Source organism: Mesorhizobium waitakense (genome assembly GCF_056431085.1).
The window spans coordinates 30,438-56,105 of the sequence record NZ_JBWKME010000093.1 but is presented as its reverse complement, the minus strand read 5'-3'; the positions used below and the strand labels follow the sequence as shown (position 1 = coordinate 56,105).

At 64.3% G+C, this 25,668-nt stretch carries 24 protein-coding genes; 17 read left to right on the top strand and 7 right to left on the bottom strand.

Features of this window, described 5'->3' with window-relative positions; genetic code table 11:
• Positions 1 to 7: 7 nt before the first annotated feature.
• Genes AC07FD_RS19795 through AC07FD_RS19775 form a run of 5 tightly spaced genes read right to left on the bottom strand, consistent with a single transcriptional unit; the run spans position 8 to position 6,622 of the window.
• Positions 8 to 1,570, bottom strand: a complete 1,563-nt coding sequence (locus tag AC07FD_RS19795; protein WP_478351220.1) for an indolepyruvate oxidoreductase subunit beta family protein — start codon at positions 1,568 to 1,570, stop codon at positions 8 to 10.
• Positions 1,563 to 3,716: a thiamine pyrophosphate-dependent enzyme gene (locus AC07FD_RS19790; RefSeq protein ID WP_478351219.1), complete on the bottom strand. Its 2,154-nt coding sequence runs from the start codon at positions 3,714 to 3,716 to the stop codon at positions 1,563 to 1,565. Before AC07FD_RS19790 ends, AC07FD_RS19795 begins: the two co-directional genes overlap by 8 nt.
• Positions 3,717 to 3,760: 44 nt before the next feature.
• Entirely contained in the window at positions 3,761 to 4,243 is a 483-nt protein-coding gene (locus AC07FD_RS19785) for a MarR family winged helix-turn-helix transcriptional regulator (RefSeq protein WP_095082552.1), read from the bottom strand.
• On the bottom strand, positions 4,243 to 5,814 hold the full coding sequence (locus AC07FD_RS19780; protein WP_478351218.1) for a phytoene desaturase family protein: 1,572 nt from the start codon (positions 5,812 to 5,814) through the stop codon (positions 4,243 to 4,245). Before AC07FD_RS19780 ends, AC07FD_RS19785 begins: the two co-directional genes overlap by 1 nt.
• 16 nt (positions 5,815 to 5,830) lie before the next feature.
• Positions 5,831 to 6,622, bottom strand: a complete 792-nt coding sequence (locus AC07FD_RS19775) for a cyclase family protein (RefSeq protein WP_478351217.1) — start codon at positions 6,620 to 6,622, stop codon at positions 5,831 to 5,833.
• Between the two features lie 119 nt (positions 6,623 to 6,741).
• Here AC07FD_RS19775 and AC07FD_RS19770 point away from each other — a divergent pair, with 119 nt between their 5' ends.
• From AC07FD_RS19770 to AC07FD_RS19710, 13 genes are all read left to right on the top strand, one after another.
• Positions 6,742 to 8,316: a phytoene desaturase family protein gene (locus AC07FD_RS19770; protein WP_478351216.1), complete on the top strand. Its 1,575-nt coding sequence runs from the start codon at positions 6,742 to 6,744 to the stop codon at positions 8,314 to 8,316.
• 112 nt (positions 8,317 to 8,428) lie between these two features.
• Complete coding sequence (locus tag AC07FD_RS19765; RefSeq protein WP_478351215.1) at positions 8,429 to 9,955, top strand: ABC transporter substrate-binding protein; 1,527 nt, start codon at positions 8,429 to 8,431, stop codon at positions 9,953 to 9,955.
• A 90-nt stretch (positions 9,956 to 10,045) separates the two neighbouring features.
• A complete protein-coding gene (locus tag AC07FD_RS19760) occupies positions 10,046 to 11,053 on the top strand; it encodes an ABC transporter permease (protein ID WP_478351214.1) in 1,008 nt (335 codons plus the stop codon).
• Positions 11,046 to 11,894, top strand: a complete 849-nt coding sequence (locus AC07FD_RS19755) for an ABC transporter permease (protein WP_478351213.1) — start codon at positions 11,046 to 11,048, stop codon at positions 11,892 to 11,894. The genes AC07FD_RS19760 and AC07FD_RS19755 overlap by 8 nt, the downstream gene beginning before the upstream one ends.
• Positions 11,891 to 12,769, top strand: coding sequence for an ABC transporter ATP-binding protein (locus AC07FD_RS19750; RefSeq protein WP_478351212.1), 879 nt, complete (start codon positions 11,891 to 11,893; stop codon positions 12,767 to 12,769). Before AC07FD_RS19755 ends, AC07FD_RS19750 begins: the two co-directional genes overlap by 4 nt.
• A complete protein-coding gene (locus AC07FD_RS19745; protein WP_478351211.1) occupies positions 12,762 to 13,598 on the top strand; it encodes an ATP-binding cassette domain-containing protein in 837 nt (278 codons plus the stop codon). The genes AC07FD_RS19750 and AC07FD_RS19745 overlap by 8 nt, the downstream gene beginning before the upstream one ends.
• Positions 13,599 to 13,674: 76 nt before the next feature.
• Entirely contained in the window at positions 13,675 to 14,274 is a 600-nt protein-coding gene (locus AC07FD_RS19740; RefSeq protein WP_478351210.1) for a VOC family protein, read from the top strand.
• Between the two features lie 140 nt (positions 14,275 to 14,414).
• Complete coding sequence (locus tag AC07FD_RS19735; RefSeq protein WP_478351209.1) at positions 14,415 to 16,709, top strand: bifunctional salicylyl-CoA 5-hydroxylase/oxidoreductase; 2,295 nt, start codon at positions 14,415 to 14,417, stop codon at positions 16,707 to 16,709.
• A complete protein-coding gene (locus tag AC07FD_RS19730; protein ID WP_478351208.1) occupies positions 16,706 to 17,479 on the top strand; it encodes an SDR family NAD(P)-dependent oxidoreductase in 774 nt (257 codons plus the stop codon). The genes AC07FD_RS19735 and AC07FD_RS19730 overlap by 4 nt, the downstream gene beginning before the upstream one ends.
• Positions 17,473 to 17,943 (top strand): MarR family winged helix-turn-helix transcriptional regulator, encoded by a 471-nt coding sequence (locus AC07FD_RS19725; protein ID WP_477281972.1) that lies wholly within the window; start codon positions 17,473 to 17,475, stop codon positions 17,941 to 17,943. Before AC07FD_RS19730 ends, AC07FD_RS19725 begins: the two co-directional genes overlap by 7 nt.
• Positions 17,940 to 18,752: an enoyl-CoA hydratase family protein gene (locus tag AC07FD_RS19720; protein WP_477393326.1), complete on the top strand. Its 813-nt coding sequence runs from the start codon at positions 17,940 to 17,942 to the stop codon at positions 18,750 to 18,752. Before AC07FD_RS19725 ends, AC07FD_RS19720 begins: the two co-directional genes overlap by 4 nt.
• 213 nt (positions 18,753 to 18,965) lie before the next feature.
• The gene (locus AC07FD_RS19715; protein WP_478351207.1) at positions 18,966 to 20,114 is read left to right on the top strand and encodes an acyl-CoA dehydrogenase family protein; all 1,149 of its coding nucleotides are present in this window, start codon (positions 18,966 to 18,968) and stop codon (positions 20,112 to 20,114) included.
• A gap of 63 nt (positions 20,115 to 20,177) precedes the next feature.
• Positions 20,178 to 20,573: a RidA family protein gene (locus AC07FD_RS19710; protein ID WP_478351206.1), complete on the top strand. Its 396-nt coding sequence runs from the start codon at positions 20,178 to 20,180 to the stop codon at positions 20,571 to 20,573.
• 7 nt (positions 20,574 to 20,580) lie between these two features.
• Here AC07FD_RS19710 and AC07FD_RS19705 read toward each other — a convergent pair whose 3' ends face one another.
• Positions 20,581 to 21,672, bottom strand: coding sequence for an LLM class flavin-dependent oxidoreductase (locus AC07FD_RS19705; protein ID WP_478351205.1), 1,092 nt, complete (start codon positions 21,670 to 21,672; stop codon positions 20,581 to 20,583).
• A gap of 123 nt (positions 21,673 to 21,795) precedes the next feature.
• On the opposite strand from AC07FD_RS19705, the gene AC07FD_RS19700 reads away from it, so the two are divergent.
• Positions 21,796 to 22,572 (top strand): HpcH/HpaI aldolase family protein, encoded by a 777-nt coding sequence (locus AC07FD_RS19700; RefSeq protein ID WP_478351204.1) that lies wholly within the window; start codon positions 21,796 to 21,798, stop codon positions 22,570 to 22,572.
• On the opposite strand, the gene AC07FD_RS19695 is transcribed toward AC07FD_RS19700, so the two are convergent.
• Positions 22,569 to 22,715: a hypothetical protein gene (locus AC07FD_RS19695; protein WP_478351203.1), complete on the bottom strand. Its 147-nt coding sequence runs from the start codon at positions 22,713 to 22,715 to the stop codon at positions 22,569 to 22,571. The genes AC07FD_RS19700 and AC07FD_RS19695 overlap by 4 nt on opposite strands.
• 41 nt (positions 22,716 to 22,756) lie before the next feature.
• Between AC07FD_RS19695 and AC07FD_RS19690 the strand changes: the two genes are divergently transcribed.
• The 3 genes from AC07FD_RS19690 to AC07FD_RS19680 all read left to right on the top strand — a co-directional run bounded on the left by AC07FD_RS19690 (position 22,757) and on the right by AC07FD_RS19680 (position 25,668).
• Complete coding sequence (locus AC07FD_RS19690) at positions 22,757 to 23,947, top strand: pyridoxal phosphate-dependent aminotransferase (protein ID WP_478351265.1); 1,191 nt, start codon at positions 22,757 to 22,759, stop codon at positions 23,945 to 23,947.
• Positions 23,948 to 24,035: 88 nt separating this feature from the next.
• Complete coding sequence (locus AC07FD_RS19685) at positions 24,036 to 24,833, top strand: ABC transporter substrate-binding protein (protein WP_478351202.1); 798 nt, start codon at positions 24,036 to 24,038, stop codon at positions 24,831 to 24,833.
• A 160-nt stretch (positions 24,834 to 24,993) separates the two neighbouring features.
• Positions 24,994 to 25,668, top strand: a complete 675-nt coding sequence (locus AC07FD_RS19680; RefSeq protein ID WP_478351201.1) for an amino acid ABC transporter permease — start codon at positions 24,994 to 24,996, stop codon at positions 25,666 to 25,668.

The window sequence follows — 25,668 nt, the reverse complement described above, 5'->3', positions numbered from 1 at the left end:
GCTTGCTTCAGAGCGTCGCCACGGTCTTCAGCGCGCCGTCGAGCATGTCGCCCTTCTCGTCCTTCAACGCTGCCTCGCGCAGGCGACGGATCCAGTCGGCGGCATCCGGGCGGCCCTTGACCAGATCGAGCGCCGACAGCACCCGGTCGAATTTCGACTGGGCGCGGACGTGGGTGTCGCTGTAGCCCTTGATCAGCCGGCGGCAGTTGAGGATTTCGACGGCCAACGCGTAGTCGGCCGACACGTAGCCAAGTGCCAATGCGTACCAGCGTTCGAGATGGTTGGTCTCCACCTGGTGACGCAGCAGGCGACGGCGCCATCGGCGCAAGCCGCCGATGAACCAGAGCGCTGCAAAGCCGGCGAAACTGTCGGTGCGGATGCGACGGCCACGGTTGATGCGGCGGTCGAGAAAGGCGGCGAGCTTCGGCCGGCTCTCGATGTAGCTGCCTAAGTTTGCCGGCAAAGTACCGCAGAACTCCTCGATGCGCGGATGGAAATATTCGGTCACCTGGAGGATCGAACCGTCCTTGACGCCGACCTCGCGGCGCACCCGCCGGTCGCGCGTCGAGCGCGTCTTGAGATCAGCGACACGGATCATGTCGTCGTAGCACATGGCGTTGGCGAGATGCTTCGCGGCAGCGACCGACAAGTCATATCCGCGATCCGGCCCGTCCAGCGCGATGGCCTTGTCCAGCCGGTCGAGATATTCGCCCCCATAGGCGACGTCCTGATAGTCGACGACCTTTCTCAGACCCCTGAGCGCCATGTCGCGCACCGCCTCGGGCATCACATCGATGCGGGCGGTCAGCGCCTGCCAGCCTTGCAGCAGGCTTTGCGGCCCAATCACATGCCCTGCGTCCAGCGCAGATCCGACAATCGCCGGCTCTACCTTCTTTGGCGTCGGGGCCGCCGTGCCGCGCGCGCGATCAAACGCAGCACCGAAGGCGGCAAGGCTGGCCTTGACGCCGCGGCCGCCGGCACCGATCGCGTGCTCGTAGCTTTCGCGGGTGAACGGCAGCGCGTCGGACCCGGCCAACGCGCCAAGCAGGCTGGCGGAGATCATCGAGCCTTTGTCGGCGGCGATCTTCTCCATGTCGAAAGCGATGAAGCGCTTCGAGGCGGCTTCCGCCGTCGCATGCACTTTCGAGGAGGACGCGCGGCCGTCGCCAGGCTCGATCTTTTCCGAGACGGCGGCGATGCGGTGCGAGGACGCGATCAGCGTCGTGCGCTCGGGTGTGACGAAACCGCGGATGATGGCGCGGCCGGCTTCCATCAGTTCCGCCGCGATCAATATGTCGACGTCGCCTTGCGAGGGCGACAGCGCGAAGACCGGCAGCCGGCCGGTGTCGCGGGCCATCTCGACATAGTAGATGGTGGCGCCGGTGCGCTGGGCGACGCCGGCGACCGAGGTCGATTGCGCGATGTAGCCGTTGCGCTCGGCGACGTCGGTGATCCAGTCGGCCAGCACACCACCACCCTGGCCGCCGACCGCCAGCACGGCGAGCTTGATGACGCGCTCGTCGTCGTGAGCGCCGGCTCGTGGGCGAAATGGCGGGACAGCGTCAAGCATCGGCGAAAGTCAGGCGCCGGCTTTCGCGGCGGCGCTGCAACAGGCTGATGGTGGCGCGCCGCGCCGCTTCGAGGAAGCGGTCCCAGCGGCCCGGATTGTGCACGACATCGGCGCGGTAGAAGGAGGGGCACAGCACCGCCGCATCGGCGACCTCGCCACAATTGCCGCAGCCGACGCAGCTCTGGTCGATATGGGCCACCGGATCGTCGCGCAGCGGATCGTCGAGCGACTTCACCGACAGCGACGGGCAACCGGACAGCCGCATGCAGGCATGGTCACCGGTGCAGATGTCTTCGTCGATGCCGAACTTCGGCTTCACCACGCGCTCGCCACCCTTGATCGCCATGTCGACAAGGGGCTTTTCGCGGCGCTGCCGGTTGAGCATGCATTCGGACGAGGCGACGATAACCTTCGGCCCCTTCTCCTCCGTCGTCAGCGCCTCGCGCAGCGTGTCCTGCATTTTGGTCACGTCGTAGGTGCGGTCGATGTGGCGCAGCCATTTGACACCCATACCTTTCACCGCCTCGGTGATCGGATGCTTCGTCGACTTGGTCTTGTTGCCCGCGCGCGACGACAGAATATCCTGCCCTCCAGTGGCGGCCGAGTAGAAATTGTCGACGATGACGATGACGCCATCGTTCTTGTTGAACACCGCATTGCCGATCGAGGAGGTCAGGCCGTTGTGCCAGAAGCCGCCGTCGCCGACGAAGGAGATCGAGCGGCGCTTCGCATCGGGCGAATTGAATGCCGAGGCCGAGGCCGGCCCCAACCCATAGCCCATGGTGGTGGCGCCGAGCTCGAATGGCGGCATGATCGAGAACAAATGGCAGCCGATGTCGGAAGCGATGTGGTGCTTGCCGAGTTCCTGCTCGACCAGCTTGGTGGCGGCAAAGATCGGCCGTTCCGGGCAGCCGATGCAGAAGCCCGGCGGACGGCCCGGCACGACGTTGATCAGATCAGCGGTATCGACGCCGTCGCCGACCTTGTTGGGCGCGCGCACCTCGCCCGGCAACAGATGCGGCGCCTCGGCACGCAGGAAGGCGCCGATGCCGTCGAGCATGACCTGGCCGGTGTATTCTCCGGCCATCGGCAGATGCTCCTTGCCGACCAGCCTGGTACCGCGCCCGGCCTTGTGCAGCATCGCCGCAAACGCCTGCTCGATGTAGTTGGGCTGGCCTTCCTCGACGACCAGCACGGACTGCTTGCCCTCGCAGAAGGACAGGAACTCGTCGTCGATCAACGGATAGACGACATTGAGCACGTAGAGCGGCACGTCGGTATCGCCATAGGTGTCGGCGAGGCCGACCCGCTGCAGCGCGCGGATGACCGAATTGTACATGCCGCCCTGCATGACGATGCCGACCGAGCCATGATCCGAGCCGAACATCTCGTTGATCTTGTTCTTGCGGATGAAATCCACCGCTGCCGGCCAGCGCTTCTGCACCTTCTCCTTCTCGTGCAGGAAGGAGGCGGGAGGCAGCACGATGCGGCCGGTGTCGCGGCGTGGCGCGTCGAGCGCATCGGCCACCGTCATCGGCGGCCGCTTGTTGTCCTTGGCGATGAAATGGCCATGGACATGACAGCAGCGGATGCGGACCTGCAGCATGACCGGCGTGTTGGAAATCTCGGACAGCTCGAAGCCGTCCTCCACCGCCTTGACGATCGACGGCAAATTGGGGCGCGGGTCGAGCAACCAGACCTGGCTCTTCATGGCAAAGGCATGGCTGCGCTCCTGCATGATCGAGGAGCCCTCGCCGTAGTCCTCGCCGACAATGATCAGCGCACCGCCGGTGACGCCGCCGGACGCCAGATTGGCGAGCGCATCGGAGGCGACATTGGTGCCGACGGTCGACTTGAAGGTCGCCGCCCCGCGGATCGGGTAATGCACCGATGCGGCCAGCATGGCGGTGGCGGTGGCTTCCGAAGCGCTGGCTTCGAAATGCACGCCGAGCTCGCCCAGAATGTCCTGCGCATCGGCCAGCACGTCCATCAAATGGCTGATCGGCGCGCCCTGATAGCCGCCGACATAGCCGACGCCGCATTGCAGCAGCGCCTTGGTGATGGCGAGAATGCCTTCGCCGGCAAATTCCTCGCCGGCGCCGAGCCGCAGCTTTTCGACTTCCTTGGCAAAAGACCGTTCGGCCATTTTTTTCTCCCTTCCGTTACCGCCAGCGCTGGCGGCGCGTAGGTCTAGATGTCGTGCTTGCGAATGTTTTTGAGCATCTTCAAAAGTGTGGCGATGAGCGCGGAATATTCGGCGTCGTCGATATCGTTGAACATCGCCTCGAACGCGTCATGCATGGCCGGCCAGGCGCGGGTGAACTCGGCGCGGCCATCGTCGGTCAGGAAGACATGGCGGATGCGGCTGTCGGTGACACCCTGCTCGCGCCGCACCAGGCCCTGGCCCTCCAGCGTGTCGAGCGTCCGGCTCAAGGTCGACTGCTCGATCACCGTATAGACCGAGAGGTCGTTGACGGTGATGCCGTCGGTGACCGACAGCACGGCCAGCGTGCGGACCTGCGGAATGGTCAGCCCCTGCTTGCGGAAATCGTCGCGCAAAGTGGCGTTGTAGCGGCCCATGATGCGGTTCATCAGATAGGGCGCGAATTGCTGCAGGCCGATCTGCCCCAAGGTCGAAATGCGCTGGCGCTTTTCCGCGACCTTCTGTTCCATCACAGCCTCCCCGCCAGGAGAAAGCCGGAGCCGCCGCCGAGGCCGGCACCCGGATGGGTCGAGGCGCCGATATGATGGAGGCCCTTGATTCCGGTCTGATGGTTGCGGCTGGTCTTGAACGGGCGCCACAGGAACGACTGGTCGATGGTCGAGGAGCCGCCATAAGGGTCGCCGCCAACCAGATTGATGTTCATCGCTTCGAGATCGGCCGGCGAATAGGCGCGGCGCGCGATGACGCTGTCCTTGAAGCCGTCGATATGGCTGGCGAGGATGGCCTCGACGCGGTCGGCATAGGCTTCGCGCAGCGTCTCGGTCCATTGGCCATCGGCCGGTGTCCCCAGCTTGCCGGCGGCGTCGCCCTTGATATGCCGCGGCGCCTCGGGCAGTTGCAGCCACAGGATCGCCTTGCCCGGTGGGCAGCGTGACGGATCGAGCGCATGCGGCTGGCCAACGCAGATGGTCGGAACCTCCGGGAGCATGCCGCGCGCCGCCTCGTTGCATGCCTTTGACACGCCATCCAGTCCCGGTGTCAGGTGCAGCAACGCGACCTTGTCCAGGCCTTCGCCGCGCCATGCCGGCGGTCTGTCCAAGGCGTAGTGGATCTGGAAATTGCCTTTGCCGTAGCGGTATTTCTGCGCAGCCTCGACATCGGTTTTGGGAGCATCAGCCCCAAGCAGCCGGCCATAGAGTTGCGTCGGCGTGACCGAGCAGATGACGCTCTTCTTCGCATTGACCGTTTCGCCCGAGGCCAGCCGCACGCCGGTGGCGCGACCTCCAGTCAGGATGATGGAAGCAACGTCCGCTTCGGTGGAGATGACACCGCCGCGCTCGGTGATGAGCGCCTCGAAGGCTGACAGCAGGTTCTTCGCCCCGCCCTTGACGATCGGCGCGCCGGCTGCCTCCAGCGCAAAGGCGATGACCTTGGCAATCTGGCCGGAGAAAGCATCTTCCGGTCCGAGCCCGGCATGCAGCACCCAGGGTGCCCACAGCGCGCGGATGGTTTCCGACCGGTAGGTGCTTTCGAGCCAGCTGCGCGCCGGCACCAGCGCTTCGCCGAGAAAGGCGGCAAGGCCACGCGGGCCACGCCGCCAGCCGTCACCGGCCAAAAGCTTCGCCGTCGGATAGGACCACAGGCTGCCGCCGAGCAGGCCGAACAGCAGGCCGGCATTGCGTTCGATGCCACCGACATCGTCTGCATGCCGGTCGCCGTCGCCTGCGGCGATGGCATTGAGCGCCGCGATGTTGGCGGCGCGGTCGGTGCCGAGCACGGCATGGCTGCCGTCCGGCCGCAGCACGCCGGTCGGCGTGCCGGTGTGGCAGAACTCCAGCCCGTGCCGGGCGAGGTCGGCGCCCAGCGCCGCAAAGGCCGGTGAGGTGATGAACAGCACGAAGGTCGTCGCCATCACGTCATGGATGAAGCCGGGCGCGGTGATCTCCTCGGTGCGCATGCAGCCGCCAATGCGGTCGTTGCGCTCGAGGACGAGCACCTTCGCGCCCTTGCCGCCAAGCATCGCCGCGCAGACCAGCGCGTTGATGCCGCTGCCTACGATGATGTGATCCGGCTGGCTCACGTCAAAACGCTTTCGCTTAGTCCTTCGGAACAAGCGCCAGCGCGCGGATCGGGCTGCCGGTGCCATGTTCGATCTTGAGCGGCGCCGCGATCAGGATCGCACCCTTCGGCGGCAACTGGTCGAGGTTGCAGAGGCTGGCAAGCCCATAACGGTTGGCCTTGTGTATGAGCGTATGCGCCGGGAATGGCGGCTCCATGCCGCCGGCCTTGCCGGCATCTGTGCCGATCGTCTCGCTGCCCCAGCCCTTGATGTCCTTGCTGATCAGGAACTGGATGGTTTCCGCCGTCGGACCCGGCGTGTGCGGGCCGGTCTCGTTGGCGTTGAGGAACTCGGCTTCGGAGCCATTGCGCTTGTACCAATCGGTGCGCATCACCACCCATTCGCCGGCATTGATCGCGCCATGCTTGGCTTCCCACGCCTTGACGTGGTCGACGGTGAGCAGGAAATCGTGGTCGGCGGCGGCTTCCTTCGAGCAGTCGATGACATTGACCGGGCCGACGAAGTTCTGAGCCGGAATGGTGTCGGTGGCGCCGTCTGGATAATCCTTGCCGGTGATCCAATGCTGCGGCGCATCGAAATGCGTGCCCGAATGTTCGCCGAGCTTCAGCCAGTTCCACGCCCACCACGGGCCGTTCTTGTCATAGCGGGAGATGTTATGGATTTCGATCTTCGGCGTGTCGACGGCGAGTTCCGGCGGCAGCTTGATCAACGGCGTATCGGGCCCGAGCGGCGCCGACAGGTCGACCACCTTGATGGCGCCTGAAAGAAGCTGGCCGGCGACTTCGCCGAGGAGTTTTTGGGTGTCCATGGTCTCTGTTCCCTCTTTCGTGATGATGATCAAGGCTCGTCTCGGCCCTTAATATCCTACTAGACGAAAACATATGCATCTGCAATTATCTTTAAGCATAAAGGAAATGGGACCGGGGCGTGAGCGAGTTCGACGCCATCTTTGTCGGGGCGGGCCACAACAGTCTGGCATGCGCCGCGCATTTGGCGCTCAAAGGCTGTAAAACCGGGATTTTCGAGCGCAATGCAACAATCGGCGGCGCCGTCCAGACCCGCGAATTCACCCTTCCAGGCTTCCGCCACGATTTCGGCGCGATGAATTTGAGCTTGTTTGCCGGCTCGGCCTTCCATCGGAAATATGCAAATGAATTGAACCGCCAAGGGCTGGAGTTCGCACCGGTCGGCGACTGTTTCGCCAGCGCCTTCCCGGACGGACGCTGGTTCGGCGTCAGCAACGACCTGGAAAAGACCGCCTCGCGCATGGCCGCCTTTTCAGCCGCGGATGCCGCAACATGGCGCAGGCTGGTCGCCGCCTTCCCGACGGAGGCCGAGCATCTGTTCCGGCTGCTGGGATCGCCGATGAGCGCCCGCGCGCTAGCCGGCACGGCATGGAACCTGTGGCGCAAGAAGGGTATGTCCGGCGCGCTCGATACCGGCCGGCTGCTGCTGTCATCTCCCCGCGCCTGGCTAGAGGAGACTTTCGAATCTCCCCATGTGCGGGCGACGCTCGCCACCTGGGGCATGCATCTCGACTTCGCGCCCGACATCGCTGGCGGCGCTGTGTTCCCCTATCTGGAATCGATGGCCAACCAGAGTTTCGGCATGATGCTGGGCAAGGGCGGGGCAGGTACCATCATCCGGGCACTGTCCGGCATGGTCACGTCTGCTGGCGGCACAATCGTCACCAGTGCCGAGGTGGCGGAGATCACGGTTTCCGCCGGCAAGGCGAACGGCGTGCGGCTCGCGTCCGGCGAGACGCATACCGCGACCAAGGCAGTCATCGCCGGCGTGGCGCCGAACGCGCTGACCGGCAAGCTGCTGCCCAATGGTTCGGGTGACGCCGGGTTCGACACGGCGATGAATAAGTTTCGCCACGCACCGGGCACGATGATGATCCATCTGGCGCTCGGCGACCTGCCGGACTGGCGCGCCGGCGCCGAATTGCGGCAGTTTGCCTATGTGCATCTGTCTCCCTCGCTCGACGCCATGTCGCGCACCTATCAGCAAGCGATGGCAGGCATGCTGCCGGACGAACCTGTGCTGGTCGTCGGCCAGCCGACAGCGATCGATCCAACACGAGCGCCCGAAGGCAAACACGTGCTGTGGGTGCAGGTGCGCATGCTGCCCGCCGAGATCCTGGGAGATGCGGCCGGCAAGATCGCACCCGCGCATTGGGACAAGGTCAAGGACAACTACGCCGAGCGCGTTCTCGACATCATCGAGAGCTACGCGCCCGGCCTGCGCAACAAGATCCTGGGCCGGGCGGTGTTTTCGCCCATCGACCTCGAGCGCGAGAACCCGAACCTTGTCGGCGGCGACCAGGTCTGCGGCAGCCACCATCTGGCGCAGAATTTCCTGTTCCGTCCGGCGCGCGGTTTTGCGGGCTGGAACACGCCAGTCGGCAATCTGCATCTCACGGGGGCCGCGACATGGCCGGGCGCCGGCACCGGTGCCGCCTCGGGCTACATGCTCGCGCAACAACTTGGCGGGAGGTAGGAGCGCTAGGATTTTTCTGGGTGAAGAAGGGCAAGGCGCTGCTGCCCAAGGAGCCTGAACCGATGAACTGAGATTGCCGCGCAAAGACAATAAACCAACAAGGGGAACGACCATGACAATCAACAGACGCGAATTGCTCGGATACAGTGCTGCGGCACTCGGGGCGGCCGCCATCGGCCTGCCGCAGATTGCCAAGGCGGCTGGCGAACTGACCATCGCCTACAACGTCAATCTGCCGTCCTGGGATCCGACGACCGGACCTTCGGCCGTCAATCCGACGATCCAGGGCCTCTACCAGTCGGTGTTCGACCAGTTCATCCCGCAAAAGCCGGACCTTTCCTTTGCGCCGGGCCTGCTCACCGAATGGGGCTGGAACGACGACCGCACGAAGATCATGATGACGGTGCGCGAAGGCGTGACCTGGCATGACGGCTCGCCGTTCACGGCCGAGGACGTGGTCTGGTCGCTGCAGCGGGCGGGTGACGAAAAGACCGGCAACCCGATCCAGTTCGTCTGGAAGAACGTCAACAACTTCAAGATCGACGGCAACAAGATCACCGGCGACGTCGTGCAGTTCGACCCGGTGTATTTCAAATGGATGTCGTTCCTGACCGGCTACATCATGCCCAAGGCCTACTACGAGAAAGTCGGTGCGGAAGGTTTCGAGAAGGCGCCGATCGGCACCGGCCCCTACATGGTGGAAAAATTCGAGCGCAACGCCTTCCTGCGGCTGAAAGCCAATCCGAACTACTGGGGCGGCAAGCCGGCCTTCGAGAATGTGACGATCAAGTTCGTTGCCGATGCAGCGAGCCGGGTCGCCGAAGTCGAGTCCGGCTCCTCGCAGGTGACGCTCGAAATCCCTTATGAGGAATACGACCGGCTGATCGCCAAGGACGGGCTTGCCGGCTCGTGCAAGAACGTCTCCGACATCGGCATGATCTTCTTCAACGACATCGAAGCAATGCTGGACAAGAACGTCCGCCAGGCCGCCGTCATGTCGATCGACAAGAAGCTGCTGGTCGACCGCCTGCTGCGCGGCTACGGCCAGCCGATCGACACGCTGGAGACGCCGGAATACACGGCTTACGATGCGTCGATCAAGGTCGAGCACAATCCGCAAAAGGCCAAGGAACTGCTCGCTGCTTCCGGCTATTCGCCGGAAAAGCCGGTCAAGTTCACCATACAGACGACCAAGGGCTTCAAGCCCAAGGACTACGAGATGATCCAGGCGATCGTCGGCATGTGGCGCAAGGTAGGCATCGAGGCGACGATCGAGGTCTACGAGATCGCCAAGCACTACGAGCTGCGCGCTGCCGACAAGCTGGCGCCGGCCGCCTTCTACAATTGGGGCAATGCCATCGGCGATCCGACCACCTCTACCGGTTTTGCCATGTATGGCCCGAGCCCGCATTCGGTGTGGGACAGCCAGGACCTGATCGACATGATCAACCCGCTATGGGGCGAGAAGGACGAGGCCAAGCGCATTGCCGGCTGGAAGGCGGTCGACAAATACATCGCCGAGCAGGCCTATGTGCTGCCGCTGATGCAGTATGCGCAGCCGATCGTGCATGCCAAGGGCGTCAATGTCGTGCAGCACGTGTCCGGCGCGTTGCTGCCTGCCCTGATGACTCCGGCCTGATATCGGCCTGGGATTGCCGCGCGCCGCCCATCGAGACGGCGCGCATTTCCTATCCGGCATACGAGCCAGCGGGCTCCTGCAAAGATTTACATGCTTCTGCAAAGATTCCTGATCCGTCTTCTGACGATGCTGGTGACGCTGTTCGGCGTTGCCGTGGTCGTCTTTGTCGTGATCCGCGTTGCGCCGGGCGATCCGATCGCGATGATGCTGCCGCCCGGCGCCACGGACGCCGACATCGCCCGGCTGCGCGCACTCTATGGACTCGACAAGACCATCGTGCAGCAGTTCTTCATCTGGTTGTCCGGCGTTGTCAGGGGCGATTTCGGCACCTCGATCTCGCTGCGGCAGGATGTTCTCAGTCTTGTCTTCAATCGGCTGCCGGCGACGCTGGAACTCGCCATCGTTGCCCTTCTGATGGCGGTGACGCTCGGCGGCACGACCGCGATCCTCGGTGCGCGCGAACGCGGCACCGCGGTCGAGGCCGGCATCGATATCGCCAGCGGTGCAGCGCTTTCCATTCCCGACTTCCTGTGGGGCCTGGTGCTGATCCTGCTGTTTGGCGTTCTGGTGCCGATCTTCGACATTTCCGGCCGGGTGTCGCCGCAGCTCGACCTGCCCTTCGTCACACAGTTTTATCTGGCCGAGAGCATCCTAAGACTCCGTTTCGATCTCACCTGGAATCTCCTCAAACACATGCTGATGCCGGCGGTTGCGCTGGCACTGCCGCTGGCGGCGATCATTTCGCAGCTGTTGAAACAGTCGCTGAAGGAAGTACTCGACCTCGACTATGTCGTGCTGGCGCGGGTGAAAGGGTTTTCGGAAACGCAGGTCATCCTGCGCGAAGCGCTGAAGAACGCCGCGCTGCCGACACTGACGCTTGTCGGCGTGCAATTCACCTTCCTGATCGGCGGCACGGTCATCGTCGAACGGCTGTTTTCCTATGAAGGCCTCGGCAATATGGCAATCGATGCCGTCATCAACCGCGATTTGCCGCTGATCCAGGGCATCGTGCTGGTGTTCGCGCTGCTGTTCGTATTGATCAACCTCACCGTCGACATGATGTATGCGCTGCTCAATCCGAGGCTGCGCCATGGATGAGGGGCGCGCTCCGAGGCGTGGCGTATCCCCGCGCTTGTGGCTGGCCGGCGGCTGGTTGCTGCTGGCGCTGCTGGCCGCGATCTTCGCGCCGCTGGTCGCGCCGCAGGATCCGCTGGCGCAGGATTTGATGCTGGAGCGGCTGCCGCCGTTCTGGATGAGCGGCGCCGAGCCCGGCTATTGGCTCGGCACCGACAGCCTCGGCCGCGATCTGTTGTCCCGGCTGATCTTCGGCGGCCGTATTGCCTTCATCGTCGCCTTCGCCGCCGCCATCGTCACGTGCCTGGTCGGCTCGACGCTCGGGCTGATATCGGGCTATTTCGGCGGCTGGGCCGACCGCATCATCTCGCGCATCGTCGATGTCTGGATGGCCTTCCCGCCGGTGCTGTTCGCCATCCTGCTGGTCGCCGTGCTCGGCACCGGTCTGAGTTCGGTCATCATCGCCATCGCCGTCATCGACTGGACGCGTTTCTGCCGGGTGATCCGCGCCGAGACGATGGGCCAGTCGCGCATGGACTATGTCGAGAATGCCCGCATCGCCGGCTATGGCCGCATCGGCATCATGCTGCGGGAAGTGCTGCCCAATGTAGTGCCGTCGATCGTGGCGCTGCTGTCGCTGGAAATGGGCATCGCCGTCATCGTCGAGGCGATCCTCTCCTTCGTCAATCTGTCGATCTCGACCGACGATCCGACCTGGGGCGGTATCATCGCCGAGGGCCGGCTGTCGATCCATCAGGCCTGGTGGGTGCTGGTGTTTCCGCTGATCACGCTGATCCTGACGGTGCTGTCGTTCAGCCAATTCGGCGAGGCGCTGAAGACGCGTTTCGACCCGGTGCTGCGATGAGCGCGTGTCTCGACATCAGGGATTTAAGCGCCGTGCTGCCGAACGGCCAGCGCGTGCTGCGCTCGGTGTCGCTCTCCGTGCAACCGGGCGAGGTCCGCGCGCTGGTTGGCGAGAGCGGCGCCGGCAAGACGATGATCGGCAAGGCGGTGCTTGGCGTCTTGCCGTCGAGCGTGCGCATTGTCGAGGGCGACATGCTGCTTGAAGGCGAAGACCTCGGCAGGTTGGAGCCAAAGGCAAGGCGCACGCTGATCGGTGCACGCACGGCGCTGATCCCGCAGGACCCGCTGACCGCGCTCAACCCGTCACGTCGCATCGGTTCGCAGATGACCGACCGGCTGGTGCGGATCCTGGGCTGGAGCGGTGAGAGGGCCGATACCCGAATTCGCCAGTTGCTCGACGAGGTGCAGATCCGCGACCCCGATCGCGTGCTGAAGAGCTACCCGCACGAGCTTTCCGGCGGGATGCGCCAGCGCGTGCTGATCGCCGCCGCCTTCGCCGCCGAACCACGGCTGATCGTCGCAGACGAACCGACGACTGCACTCGACGTCACCGTGCAGAAGCAGATCCTGCGGCTGATCGCGCAGTTGCAGCGCGACCACGGCACGGCGATCCTGTTCGTCACCCATGATCTCGGCGTCGTCGCCAAGATCAGCCAGAAAGTGTCGGTGCTCTATGCCGGCAAGGTGGTCGAAGAGGCCGAGACTGCTGCTCTCTTCGCCAGCCCGCAACACCCCTACACACGGGCGCTGATGGCCGCGACACCGCGCTACACCGATCCGTTCGCCTCGCTGAAGCCGGTGGACGAGGCGGTCGTGGCCGGGCTTTCCGCCGAGATCACCGCCGCCGACCAGGCCTGGAGGCGGCCCCATGGCTGAGCCGCTGTTCACGGTGCGCGGGCTGAAGGTCGCGCTGCTCGACATGACACGCAAGCCGCTGATCGGCCGCGCGCCGCTGGCCGAGATCTTGAAAGGCCTGGACTTCGACCTGCCCAGGGGCTCGGTGACCGGCATTGTCGGCGAATCCGGATCGGGCAAGTCGACCCTCGGCCGCGCCCTGGTGCGCCTGCTGGAACCCAGCGCCGGCAGCATCAACTTCGACGGCCGCGACATCACCCATCTACCGGAAGCGGAGCTCAGGCCATTGCGCCGCAACCTGCAGATGATCTTCCAGGATCCGATGTCGTCGCTCAACCCGCGCCGCACCATCGCCAGCATCATCGCCGCACCACTGAAGCAGAATGGCCTTGGCGACAATCTGAAGGCGCGCGTCGCCGAAGCCTTGCTGCGCGTCGGCCTGCCGCAAAGCTTCGCCAGCCGCTACCGCCACGAACTGTCGGGCGGCCAGCGCCAGCGCGTCGGCATTGCGCGCGCGCTGGCGCTGTCGCCGAAATTCGTGCTCGCCGACGAGATCGTCTCCGGCCTCGACGTGTCGACCCAGGCGCAGATCCTCACCCTTCTGGAAAAGCTTGCGGCCGAGATGGGCCTGACCGTCGCCTTCATCAGCCACGATCTGTCTGTCATTCGGCGGCTGTGCCGGCAAGTGATCGTCATGCGCGAAGGTGTCATCGTGGAAGCCAGCGCCACCGATGCCCTGTTCGACAACCCACGGCAAAGCTACACGCGCGACCTGATCTCAGCCATCCCGCTGCCCGAAATCGATGCCGGCTGGCTGGACATTCCTGCCACGGCCAGGGCGCCGACATGAATGCATACGCACGCCGAAAAGCGGGCCTCGGACGTGCGATCCGCAAATGACCAGGTCCCGCCAATGGAGGACTGACATGAAAACAAAACTTGGAAACGCAACGCTCACGCTGGCACTCCTGGGTAGCGCCGGCCTGGCCACCGCCAGCTCGATCCCAGGCATGCGCGGGCACGATCACACCGGCATCACGGTTCCCGACATGAAGCAGGCGGTCGACTTCTTCACCGAGGTGGTCGGCTGCAAGAAGGCGATGTCGTTCGGTCCGTTCGCCGACGACAAGGGCACTTTCATGCAGGATGTGCTGGGCGTCGACCCGAAGGCGGTGATCGAGCAGATCACCCTGGTGCGCTGCGGCTATGGTTCGAACATCGAGCTGTTCAAATACACCGCGCCCGACCAGAAGGACCTGACGCCGAAGAACAGCGACATAGGCGGCTTCCACATCGCCTTCTATGTCGATGACGTCGCCACCGCCAAAGCCTATCTCGACGCCAAGGGCGTCAAGACGAGGATGGGGCCACTGCCGGTCAAGGAAGGGCCCGCCGCCGGCCAGACCATTCTCTACTTCCAGGCGCCGTGGGGGCTGCAGCTGGAAGCGATCAGCTACCCCGCGGGAATGGCTTACGAGAAAGGTGCCGAGACCGTGCTGTGGAGCCCGAAGAACCCGGAAAAATGATTGGAAGACGCGCTTGCGCCACAACACGCAAGCGCGCCTTCGTGATATCCAGACAATCATTTCGATATGAAACTTTAAGCTTGAAATAATTTGCCGCCGGCGCGATACTGGGACCAGCAAGCGAAGAGGAGATCGCACAGATGAAGGTTGCGGTTCTCGGCGGCGGACCAGCCGGCCTCTACTTTGCCATCTCGATGAAGCTCAGGGACGCCGCGCACGAGGTGACGGTGTTCGAGCGCAACCGCGCCGACGACACGTTCGGCTGGGGCGTCGTGCTGTCAGCCGAGACACTCGAAAACCTGTCGAAGAACGATCCAGTCAGCGCCGTCTGGATCAAGAAGCACTTTGCTTACTGGGATGACATCGCCGTCATCCATGACGGCGTGCGCACGGTTTCGACCGGACACGGTTTCTGCGGCATCGGCCGCAAGCGGCTGCTGGTCCTGCTGCAGCGGCGCGCGCGCGAACTCGGCGTCAAGCTGATGTTCGAGACCGACATCGCCGACCCGAAACCCTATATGGAGACGCATGATCTGGTCGTCGCCGCCGACGGCCTGAATTCCAAAGCGCGCAACACCTTCGTCGACGTCTTCAAACCCGACATCGACACCCGCAAATGCAAGTTCGTCTGGCTGGGCACCAACCAGAAATTCGACGACGCCTTCACCTTCATCTTCGAAAAGACCGAACATGGCTGGGTGTGGGCGCACGCCTACCAGTTCGACAGCGACACCGCGACTTTCATCGTCGAGTGCAGCGAACAGACTTGGGCTGCTTTCGGCTTCGGCACGATGTCGCAGCAGGAATCGATCGCCGTCTGCGAGCGTATTTTTGCCAAGCATCTTGGCGGCCATGCACTGATGACCAATGCCAACCATATTCGTGGTTCGGCCTGGATCAATTTCCCGCGCGTGCTGTGCGAACGCTGGTCCTACAAGAACCTGGCGCTGATGGGCGATGCTGCCGCATCGGCGCATTTCTCGATCGGCTCCGGCACCAAGCTGGCGCTGGAAAGTGCCGTGGCGCTGGCCGAGTATGTCGAGTCCGAGCCGGACCTCGACGCCGCGTTCCGCAATTATGAAGATGCCCGCCGCACCGAAGTGCTGAAGCTGCAATCGGCGGCACGCAATTCGCTCGAATGGTTCGAGGAGGTCGAGCGCTATCTCGGCCTCGACCCAGTGCAGTTCAACTATTCGCTTTTGACCCGCTCGCAACGCATCAGCCACGAGAATTTGCGGCTGCGCGATGCCGCATGGCTGGGCGGCGCGGAGGAATGGTTCCAGCGCCAGGCGGGCGCCGGCGGCAACAGCCTGCGCCGCGCGCCGATGTTCGCACCGTTCAAGCTGCGCGACATGACACTGCAGAACCGCATCGTCGTCTCGCCAATGGCACAGTACAAGGCTGTCGACGGCTGTCCGACCGACTGGCATTTCACCCACTATGCCGAGCGCGCCAAGGGTGGCGCCGGCCTCATCTATATCGAGATGACCTGCGTCAGTCCCGAGGGCCGCATCACACCAGGCTGTCCCGGCTTCTATGCGCCCGAACATGAGGTGGCATGGAGGCGGCTGGTCGATTTCGTCCATACCGAGACAGAGGCGAAGATCTGCGCTCAGATCGGTCACTCAGGCGCCAAGGGTTCGACCCGGCTCGGCTGGGAAGGCACCGATGTCCCGCTGCCCTCCGGCAACTGGCCTGTGATGGCGGCATCGGCCGTTGCGTGGTCGCCGCAGAACCAGGTGCCGAAGGCCATGGACCGCTCCGACATGGACAAAGTGCGCGACGAGTTCGTGGCCTCGGCCGAAATGGCCGATCGTTGCGGATTCGACATGCTCGAGATCCATGCCGCGCACGGCTATCTGCTGTCGTCCTTCATCACGCCGGTCACCAACCGGCGCACGGATGCCTATGGCGGCTCACTCGAAAACCGCATGCGCTATCCCCTGGAGATCTTCCGCGCGGTGCGCGCCGCCTGGCCGGCACAGAAGCCGATCTCGATGCGCATTTCGGCCAATGACTGGGTCGGCATCGAGGGCGTCACCCCGGCCGACGCGGTCGAAATCGCACGGCTGCTGCATGAGGCCGGTGTCGACATCTGCGACGTCTCGGCCGGCCAGACCTCGGCATTGGCAAAGCCGGTCTACGGCCGCATGTTCCAGACACCGTTTTCCGACCGCATCCGCAATGAGGTCGGCATGGCGACGATGGCGGTCGGCAACATTTACGAGCCGGACCATGTCAATTCGATCCTGATGGCCGGCCGCGCCGATCTCGTGGCGCTGGCTCGGCCGCATCTCGCCGATCCCTACTGGACACTGCATGCGGCGGTGACGCTCGGCGACCGTGGCGTCAAATGGCCGGATCCGTATCTGCCCGGGCGCGACCAGCTCTACCGGCTGGCGGAGCGCGACGCCGCGGCGGGGCTGAAAGTATGAGCGCCGCTGCAACGATTGCCGGCAAGCATGCGCTGGTCACCGGCGGCGGCTCCGGCGTCGGCCGGGCCATCGCGCTGGCGCTGGCCAGCGCAGGCATCGACGTGACCATTTGCGGCCGCCGCGACGCGGAGCTCGCCAAGGTCGCCAAGGAGAGCGACCGCATCTTCGGCATTGCCGCCGACGTCACCAATGAGGCGACAATGGCGTCGCTTTACGAGACTGCCGAAGCCGCGCGCGGCCCGTTCGACATCGTCGTCGCCAATGCCGGCATGGCCGGTAGTACACCGGCGCACAAGACCACCCTTGCCGACTGGCAGCGGACGCTGGATGTGAACCTGACCGGAGCCTTCCTGACAGTGAAGCCGGCGCTGGCCGGTATGGCGGTGCGAAAGACCGGCCGGATCGTGTTCGTTGCTTCGACGGCAGGCCTGAAAGGCTACGCCTACGTCGCGCCCTATGTCGCCGCCAAGCATGGCGTCGTCGGCCTGATGCGGGCGCTGGCGGCCGAGACCGCCAAATCCGGCGTCACCGTCAACGCGGTGTGTCCGGGTTTCGTCGAGACCGAGATGCTGGAGGAGTCCATCCAGCGTATCATCGACAAGACCGGCCGTTCAGCCGAGCAGGCACGGTCGAGCCTTGCCTCGACCAACCCGCAAGGCCGCTTCATCCAGCCGCAAGAAGTTGCCGCCGCCGTACTTTGGCTGTGTGGCGATGCCGCCCGATCGATCACCGGACAGGCGATTTCCATTTCAGGAGGCGAAACATGGTAGCCGGCCCCCTGCCCGCGCCGACCGGACCCGGCAAGGACCGGCTGCGTCTGTGGATACGCCTGCTGCGTGCCTCGCGCACGATCGAGGCCGAACTGCGCGAGCGCCTGAAGAAGGACTTCAACACGACGCTGCCGCGCTTCGACGTGATGGCCGCACTCTATCGCGCGCCGGAAGGCATGCTGATGAGCGACCTGTCGCGCTTTCTTTTGGTATCGAACGGCAATGTCACTGGCATCGTCGATCGGCTGGTGTCGGAAGGGCTGGTTGCCCGCGCCCGCCGCAATGGCGACCGCCGCACCTCGATGGTGCGGCTGACCGAGGACGGTGTGAAGTCCTTCGGTATCATCGCCGCCGCCCATGAAGGCTGGATCGGTGAATTGCTGGGCAAGGTCAGCGAGGACGACGCGCGCCGGCTGACCGGCATGCTGACCTCGTTCCGCAGCAACTGGGAGGGACGCGAATGACCGGGATGGCCGGCCTCGAGCCGAAGCATTTCCTCTGGCAGGTCGAGGGCAGGATCGCCAAGGTTCGGCTCGACCGGCCTGAGCGCAAGAACCCGCTGACCTTCGACAGCTATGCCGAGTTGCGCGACACATTCCGCGACCTCGTCTATGCCGACGACATCGACGCCGTGGTGTTCCTGTCCAATGGCGGCAATTTCTGTTCCGGCGGCGATGTCCACGACATCATCGGGCCGTTGGTCAAGATGGACATGAAGCAGCTCTTGGCCTTCACCCGCATGACCGGCGATTTCGTCAAGGCGATGCTGAATTGCGGCAAGCCGATCATTGCGGCAGTCGACGGTGTCGCGGTCGGCGCCGGCGCCATCATTGCCATGAGTTCCGATATCCGCATTGCTACGCCGGAAGCGAAGACGGCGTTCCTGTTCACCCGCGTCGGCCTCGCCGGCTGCGACATGGGCGCCTGCGCGATCCTGCCGCGCATCATCGGCCAGGGCCGCGCCGCCGAATTGCTCTACACCGGCCGCACCATGACGGCGGCGGAGGGCGAGCGCTGGGGTTTCTACAACCGGCTGGTCGATGCCGCATCGCTTGAAGCCGATGCGCTCGACATGGCGGCGCGCATCGTCTCCGGCCCGACCTTCGCCCACGGGATCACCAAGACGCAGCTCAACCAGGAATGGTCAATGGGTCTCGACCAGGCGATCGAGGCCGAAGCGCAGGCACAAGCAATCTGCATGCAGACGCGCGATTTCGAGCGCGCCTACAAAGCGTTTGTGGCCAAGGAAAAGCCGGTGTTCGAGGGCAATTGATGCATACGTATTTTGCCTGGCCCACCCCCCTCTGGCCTGCCGGCCATCTCCCCCTCAAGGGGGGAGATCAGCTGTCATCGCCGTCTTGGCAAACGACCAGCGCTGCAAGATGGACGCCTGCGCCTGAGCTGCCAATCTCCCTCCTTGAGGGGGAGATGGCCGGCAGGCCAGAGGGGGGTGCGACGGATCGCAACGAAACCCGAGGGCGCATCTATGCCTGACCGCTCCTTCCTCAACTGGCCCTTCTTCGAAGACCGCCATCGCCAGCTGGCCGAGCGCCTCGACGCCTGGTGCGAGAAAACCCTGCCTGTCGATCATCATGACGTCGACGCCGCCTGCCGCGAGCTGGTGGGCAAGCTCGGCAGGGACGGCTGGCTGAAGCCGACGGCTGTGGACACGGACAATCCCGGGCCACTCGACGTACGCACGCTGTGCATCACGCGCGAGACGCTCGCCCGCCATGACGGGCTGGCCGATTTCGCCTTCGCCATGCAAGGGCTGGGCACCGGCGCGCTCAGCCTGTTCGGCACGCCCGAGCAGCAGCAATGGCTTTCGAAGACACGTGCCGGCAAGGCGATTTCCGCCTTCGCCCTGTCGGAACCGCGCTCCGGCTCAGACGTCGCCAACACGGAAATGACGGCGACCCGCGATGGCGACAGTTATGTTCTGTCCGGCGAAAAGACCTGGATCTCCAATGGCGGCATCGCCGATCTCTATGTCGTCTTTGCCCGCACCGGCGAAGCGCCGGGCGCCAAGGGGCTTTCCGCCTTTCTGGTGCCGGGTGACGCCAACGGCCTTGGCATCGCCGAGCGCCTCGAAGTGATCGCGCCGCATCCGCTGGCCCGACTGTCGTTTGACCAGGTCCGCCTGCCCGCCTCGGCGCTGATCGGCAGACCGGGCGACGGCTTCCGCATCGCCATGTCAGTGCTCGACGTGTTCCGTTCGACAGTGGGTGCGGCAGCGCTCGGCTTTGCCCGCCGCGCGCTGGATGAAAGCATCAAAAGGGTGGCCGAGCGCAAACTGTTCGGCGCGCCGATGGCCGAGTTGCAGATGGTGCAGGGCCATGTCGCCGACATGGCGCTCGACGTCGATGCGGCGGCGCTGCTGGTCTACCGCGCCGCCTGGACCAAGGACATGGGTGCCGCGCGGGTGACGCGCGAGGCGGCGATGGCCAAGCTGTTCGCCACCGACAAGGCGCAAGAGGTCATCGACAAGGCCGTACAGCTGCATGGCGGCGACGGCGTTCGCAAAGGCCATATCGTCGAAAGCCTGTATCGCGAGATCCGCGCGCTACGCATCTACGAGGGTGCCTCGGACGTGCAGAAGGTGGTGATTGCGCGGCAGGTGATGGGCGCGGCCTGATAGCAGGAAATTGACGGGCATTCGATTTTGAGACTTGTTTTTTGGACTACCGGGAGGTTTTGAATGCACGAGATTCTGCAGCCGGAAGGCTGGGCAAAACCGGTCGGTTACGCCAATGGCGTCGCGGCGCGCGGCAAGCTCGTCTTCGTCGGCGGACAGGTCGGATGGAACGGCCAGTGCCAGTTCGAGACCGACGATTTCGTCGGCCAGGTGCGGCAGACGCTTGAGAACATCGTGGCGGTGCTGGCGGTAGCCGGGGCCGGGCCGCAGCACATCACCTCGATGACCTGGTATTTCACCGACAAGGCCGAATACCGCGCCAACCTCAGGGGCATCGGCGAGGCCTATCGCGAGGTGATCGGCCGGCATTTTCCGGCGATGGCCGCCATGCAGGTGATGGCGCTGGTCGAGGACCGCGCCAAGGTCGAGATCCAGGCGACTGCCGTCATTCCGGAATGACTTTTGCTTATCCGCGAAGGCCAGCCTGCCTCAATATCGGCAGCACGTGGTCGCAGAAATAGGGCAGTTCCTGCGTGTAGTTGACGAAGGACAGCGCGATCCCCTGGTAACCCTGCTCAGCAATGGCGACCATGTTGGCGGCGATCGTTTCCGGCGTTCCAATCAGGGGATAGGTGCCGGCACCGCCGGCGAAACGCTGCCGGTAGCGGTCATAGGCATGTGGGTCGTGCGATTGCGAGAATTCCTTCTTGCCGGCCATGTGGGCATCGACCGCATCGTGGTCGGCCATATCGACGGCATAGCGCGCGTAGTAGGCCTGCGCCTCTTCCATCGTCGGGCGGCAAACGACATGCGCCACAGTGTAGACGCCGACATCACGGCCAACTTTGTCGGCGCGCTCGCTGATGTCGGCGACGTGCCTGCCGGCATCGCTCATCTCGGAAAAGGTCGTGAACAGATAGTCGCATCTGGCGGCGGCGAAATCCCGGCCCGGTCCGCCGAATGCGGCGTTCATCGTCACCGGACGCGGAACTTGCAGGCTAGCCGGACGGCTCACCGCTTCCTTTAGGCGATAATAGGTGCCTTCATAATCGAGAGGCTCGCTCGAGGCATAAAGCCGTTCGAGGATCTCGATCCATTCGGCCGCCTGGTCGTAGCCCTTTTCGACCAGCGGCGTGCCGAACATGCCGAATTCCTTCGGGTTCCAGCCGCAGACGATGTTGAGGCCGGCGCGGCCCTGGCTGATATGGTCGACGGTCGCCAGCGCCTTGGCGGCGTAGAGTGGATGCACGAGCGGCACATGCACGGTCATGAACAGGCCGATCCGTTCGGTGGCCATGGCGAGTGCCGCCGCCCAGGTGAAGGTCTCGAACGACCATTCGCGCACCTTGTTGCGGCCGCCGAAGCCGCGCCAGCGGGCGATCGGCAGCATGAACTCCAGCCCGGCACGGTCGGCGATCTGGGCCGCCGTCAGATTGTCCTGCCAGCTTGCCGCCCAGCGTTCCGGAACGTCGGTGATGGCAAGGCCGCCATCGGCGTTGGTCGAAAAGACGCCGAGCTTCAGTTTGTTCGGGCCGTGCAGGGGATGCGCTTTGATCATGTCTGGAACTCGTGGCGGGAGAGCCCACGCTAGGCCCGCGCGAAAATATTTCAAGCCTGAAATAGCTTCGCCTGACAGTCGTTTGCGGATATGGATTCTGGCAGAACGAGGAAGGTGACGGGCATGAGCGAGTTCCGCCAGAAGTGTATCGGCAAGACGAACCTCGTTGGTTCCTTTGCCGCCATTCCCCATCCCGTGGCAGTCGAAGTGATGGCGCAGTCCGGCCTCGATTTTCTCTGCGTCGACTGGGAGCATGCCCAGATCTCGCGCGACATGATCGAGACCATGGTGCGAGCGGCCGACGTGCATCGCGTGCCGGCGATGGTGCGCGTTCCCGGCCATGCGCCGGAAGCCATCCAGGCGGCGCTGGACAGCGGCGCGCAAGGCGTGCTGATCCCACGCGTCTCGACCGCCGCCCAGGCGACGATGGCCGTCAAAGCCTCGCGCTATCCGCCGCTGGGCGAGCGTGGCGTCGGGCCCGGCCGGGCGGCCGGCTACGGCTACCGCATTCCCGAATATCTCGCCGGCGCCAATGGCAGGGTCGTCGTCGCGGTCCAGGTCGAGACGTCAGAAGGGCTGGCCAACATCGAAGCCATCGCCGCCGTCGATGGCGTCGACGTGATCTTCGTCGGCCCCGGCGATCTTTCGGTGTCGATCGATGCGATCGGACCGAAAGGCGCCGACACGCTCACCGAGGCGATCCGCAGGATCATCGGTGTCACGGTTGCGCATGGCAGGACATCAGGCATCTTCTGCGCAAAGCCGCAGGACGTGGCCCAATGGGCCGCCATCGGCGCCAGCTTCTTCGTGCTGGCCAGCGACACTATGTTTCTCGGTGCGGGCGCTGCCGCCGGCACCGCCGCCGCGCGTGCCGAGCTGACGCGAGACGGGCGCAGCTAGCGCAAAAGGGCGTATTGGTCGGGCAACAGGCCGGCCAAGCTTTTTAAGCTTAAAACTTTCGCCTTGAAAAGCGCCGCGCTTTGGATAAGCATTCCAAGATCGATGGCGACTGCGGTGCCGGACGGGCTTGCCGGGCAGTCCATTGTGGTGTTCCGGGTGGGAGGGGTTTCAGTCCTTGTCGTTCATGCTGCCCCAGTCGTCGTCCAGCGCGCGCTATGCCTTTGATGGCATTCGCGCCCAAATCCGTGACCTGCACACCGAGAACATCGCCAACCTCGCCGTTCGGGCGCGCGAACTCGGCGACGTCATCGCGCTCTGGTACGGCGAAGGCGACATGGTGACGCCCGCCTTCATCCGCGATGCGGCCAAGGCTGCCTTCGATGAAGGCCTGACCTTCTACGTTCCCAACATGCGCGGCCATGGCCCCCTGAATGAGGCGCTGTCGGAGTACCAGACGCGCATCCATGGCCGGTCGATCCCGATCGCCCGCACCACCGTCACGCCGGGCGGCATGCAGGCGCTGTACCTTGCGCTGGAACTTCTGGTCGATACCGGCACCAACGTCGTCTATGTCGCGCCGCAATGGCCCAACATCCACAATGCCATCCACTTGATCGGCGGCGAGCCACGGCCGTTTTCGCTCGACTATAGGGGGGACTGGCATCTCGACCTCGACCGGCTGTTTGCCTCCTGCGATGCCCGCACGCGCGCGATCTTCCTGTCGACGCCGTCCAACCCGACCGGCTGGACCGCCTCAGCCGAGGAAATGCGCGCGCTGCTCGATTTCAGCCGGCGCACCGGCATCTGGATCATCTCCGACGAGGTCTACGGCCGGCTCTATTTCGATGGCGATGTTGCGCCCTCCATCCTGCAGATCGCCGAGGATGGCGACCGGGTGCTGTCGGTCAACAGCTTCTCGAAGGCCTGGGCGATGACCGGCTGGCGCATCGGCTGGCTGACGCATCCGTCCGGGGTGGCCGACCAGCTCGGCGCGATGACGCAATATGTCAACAGCGGCACCGCCGCGCCGATCCAGGCCGGTGCGGTTGCAGCGATCCGCCAGGGCGAGCCGCTGGTCGAGGAGATCAGGCAGCGGATCAGGACTGGCCTTGACCTCGCCTATGACCGGCTGGCGCAAATTCCAGGCGTCATTCTGCCAACGAAACCGCGCGGCGGCATGTATGCCTTCTTTGCCATGGAAGGCGAGAGCGATGCACGGCTTGCCTGCACCACGATTCTCGAGACGGCGCGCGTCGGGCTGGCACCCGGTCATCTGTTCGGAAGTTCGGCAACGGCCTTCCTGCGGATGTGCGTGTGCCGTGAACGCAAAGAGATAGCGACCGCGCTCGACCGCATGGTCGCGGCCATGAATTGACGCCCTGCCGACGGTGGGACGGCAAGAAACCGTGCGGGGCCAACCCCGCCCGATCAACAACCAGAGGGAACACCCCAGAGGGAACACCATGAATCTGAACCGTCGCAATATCATGCTTCTCGCCGCCGCCATCGGCATCGCCGCCGGCCCCGCCACCGCCTATGCCGCCGACGTGCTCAATGTCGGCGCCTACCCGACCAACCCGCCCTTCGAGTACAAGAACGAGAGCGGGACGTTCGAGGGCTTTGAAGTCGACATCGTCAACGAAGCAGCCAAGCGCATCGGCATGACCACGGATATCGCCGACCTCGGCTTCCAGGCATTGTTCGCAGCCACCACCTCGAAGCGCATCGATGCCGCCATCTCGTCGATCACCATCACGCCGGAGCGGCTGAAGTCGCAGTCGTTCACGCAGCCCTATTATGATTCCGACATGGGCATCGCCACCAAGACCGACAGCCCGATCAAGGCCGAAGCCGACCTCAAGGGCAAGATCGTTGGCGTGCTGTCCGGCTCGACGGGCGAAACCTGGGTCAAGGGGCATCAGGAAGCCGACGGCTTCGCCGACGTGAAGGGCTATGACACGCAGCAGAACCTGCTGCTCGATCTCAGCGCCGGACGTGTCGATGCGGCCGTCAGCGACATCCCTGGCATGCAGTACTCCTTCACCAAAATGAAGGACCTGACAGTCAAGGAGCGCATCAAGACCGGCGAGCAGTACGGGCTGATGATGACCAAGGACCACCCGCTGCTAGGCAAGCTGAACGACGCGCTGACCGCGATGAAGAAGGACGGCACGCTGGCCGCGATCCACAAGAAGTGGTTCGGCAGCGACGCGCCCGCCGATTCCTCGACCGTCAAGGAAATGCCGCTGCCGAAGGCCTGAGCGGCGACTGACAGACCAGAGGCGTGCCGGCTGGAAAGGCCGGCACGTCCTGTTTCTATTCTTGCCCTTCCCGGAACCGCAGTTGGTACGGCGCAGCCAATTTCGATGTTCGGGTCTTGCTCTGGCGTCACGGGACGCAAAACGCTTCGGGAACGCTCCCATGTCGCTGATCGACACTTTCTTCAATCCCGATGTCATCATGTCCAGCCTGCCGGCGCTGCTGCGCGGGTTCCTGAACACACTGCTGCTCGGGTTGCTCAGCATCGGCATCGGCATCCCCGTCGGCCTGGTGATCAGCCTGGTGCGGCTTTATGCGCCGAAGCCGTTGCGGTGGCTTGCGGTCGGCTACACCGACATTTTCCGCGCCCTGCCGGTGCTGGTCGTGCTGATCCTGATCTACTATGCGCTGCCCTTCCTCGGCATCCGCTTGTCGTCCTGGGCGTCCGCCGTGACGGCCTTCGCCATCATCATGTCGGCCTACTCGGCCGAGGTGTTCCGCTCCGGCATCGAAAGCATTCCGCGCGGCCAGTTCGAGGCGTCGCAGGCGCTCGGCCTGCCGTTCCTTTTGACCTTGCGCAAGGTGGTGCTGCCGCAGGCGGTCCGCGTGGTCATCCCGCCGATGACCAGCAACTGCGTCTCGATGTTCAAGGACACTTCGCTCGCCTCCACCGTGGCGCTGCCGGAATTGTTGAAGGAAGCGACCAATGCGCAGTCGCTCTACGCCAACCCCTCGCCGCTGATCGGCGCAGCACTCGTCTATCTCATCTTCCTCTGGCCGATGGTCCGCCTCGTCAGCTTGCTTGAAGAACGCTTCAAGACCGAAAAGACGCGCTGA

What these genes read in the sequence shown, in the direction of transcription:
- AC07FD_RS19795 (WP_478351220.1), bottom strand. Translation starts at nt 1,570, where the DNA reads ATGCTTGACGCTGTCCCGCCATTTCGCCCACGAGCCGGCGCTCACGAC.
- AC07FD_RS19790 (WP_478351219.1), bottom strand. Translation starts at nt 3,716, where the DNA reads ATGGCCGAACGGTCTTTTGCCAAGGAAGTCGAAAAGCTGCGGCTCGGC.
- AC07FD_RS19785 (WP_095082552.1), bottom strand. Translation starts at nt 4,243, where the DNA reads ATGGAACAGAAGGTCGCGGAAAAGCGCCAGCGCATTTCGACCTTGGGG.
- AC07FD_RS19775 (WP_478351217.1), bottom strand. Translation starts at nt 6,622, where the DNA reads ATGGACACCCAAAAACTCCTCGGCGAAGTCGCCGGCCAGCTTCTTTCA.
- AC07FD_RS19765 (WP_478351215.1), top strand. Translation starts at nt 8,429, where the DNA reads ATGACAATCAACAGACGCGAATTGCTCGGATACAGTGCTGCGGCACTC.
- AC07FD_RS19760 (WP_478351214.1), top strand. Translation starts at nt 10,046, where the DNA reads ATGCTTCTGCAAAGATTCCTGATCCGTCTTCTGACGATGCTGGTGACG.
- AC07FD_RS19755 (WP_478351213.1), top strand. Translation starts at nt 11,046, where the DNA reads ATGGATGAGGGGCGCGCTCCGAGGCGTGGCGTATCCCCGCGCTTGTGG.
- AC07FD_RS19750 (WP_478351212.1), top strand. Translation starts at nt 11,891, where the DNA reads ATGAGCGCGTGTCTCGACATCAGGGATTTAAGCGCCGTGCTGCCGAAC.
- AC07FD_RS19745 (WP_478351211.1), top strand. Translation starts at nt 12,762, where the DNA reads ATGGCTGAGCCGCTGTTCACGGTGCGCGGGCTGAAGGTCGCGCTGCTC.
- AC07FD_RS19740 (WP_478351210.1), top strand. Translation starts at nt 13,675, where the DNA reads ATGAAAACAAAACTTGGAAACGCAACGCTCACGCTGGCACTCCTGGGT.
- AC07FD_RS19735 (WP_478351209.1), top strand. Translation starts at nt 14,415, where the DNA reads ATGAAGGTTGCGGTTCTCGGCGGCGGACCAGCCGGCCTCTACTTTGCC.
- AC07FD_RS19730 (WP_478351208.1), top strand. Translation starts at nt 16,706, where the DNA reads ATGAGCGCCGCTGCAACGATTGCCGGCAAGCATGCGCTGGTCACCGGC.
- AC07FD_RS19725 (WP_477281972.1), top strand. Translation starts at nt 17,473, where the DNA reads ATGGTAGCCGGCCCCCTGCCCGCGCCGACCGGACCCGGCAAGGACCGG.
- AC07FD_RS19720 (WP_477393326.1), top strand. Translation starts at nt 17,940, where the DNA reads ATGACCGGGATGGCCGGCCTCGAGCCGAAGCATTTCCTCTGGCAGGTC.
- AC07FD_RS19715 (WP_478351207.1), top strand. Translation starts at nt 18,966, where the DNA reads ATGCCTGACCGCTCCTTCCTCAACTGGCCCTTCTTCGAAGACCGCCAT.
- AC07FD_RS19710 (WP_478351206.1), top strand. Translation starts at nt 20,178, where the DNA reads ATGCACGAGATTCTGCAGCCGGAAGGCTGGGCAAAACCGGTCGGTTAC.
- AC07FD_RS19705 (WP_478351205.1), bottom strand. Translation starts at nt 21,672, where the DNA reads ATGATCAAAGCGCATCCCCTGCACGGCCCGAACAAACTGAAGCTCGGC.
- AC07FD_RS19700 (WP_478351204.1), top strand. Translation starts at nt 21,796, where the DNA reads ATGAGCGAGTTCCGCCAGAAGTGTATCGGCAAGACGAACCTCGTTGGT.
- AC07FD_RS19695 (WP_478351203.1), bottom strand. Translation starts at nt 22,715, where the DNA reads ATGGACTGCCCGGCAAGCCCGTCCGGCACCGCAGTCGCCATCGATCTT.
- AC07FD_RS19690 (WP_478351265.1), top strand. Translation starts at nt 22,757, where the DNA reads ATGCTGCCCCAGTCGTCGTCCAGCGCGCGCTATGCCTTTGATGGCATT.
- AC07FD_RS19685 (WP_478351202.1), top strand. Translation starts at nt 24,036, where the DNA reads ATGAATCTGAACCGTCGCAATATCATGCTTCTCGCCGCCGCCATCGGC.
- AC07FD_RS19680 (WP_478351201.1), top strand. Translation starts at nt 24,994, where the DNA reads ATGTCGCTGATCGACACTTTCTTCAATCCCGATGTCATCATGTCCAGC.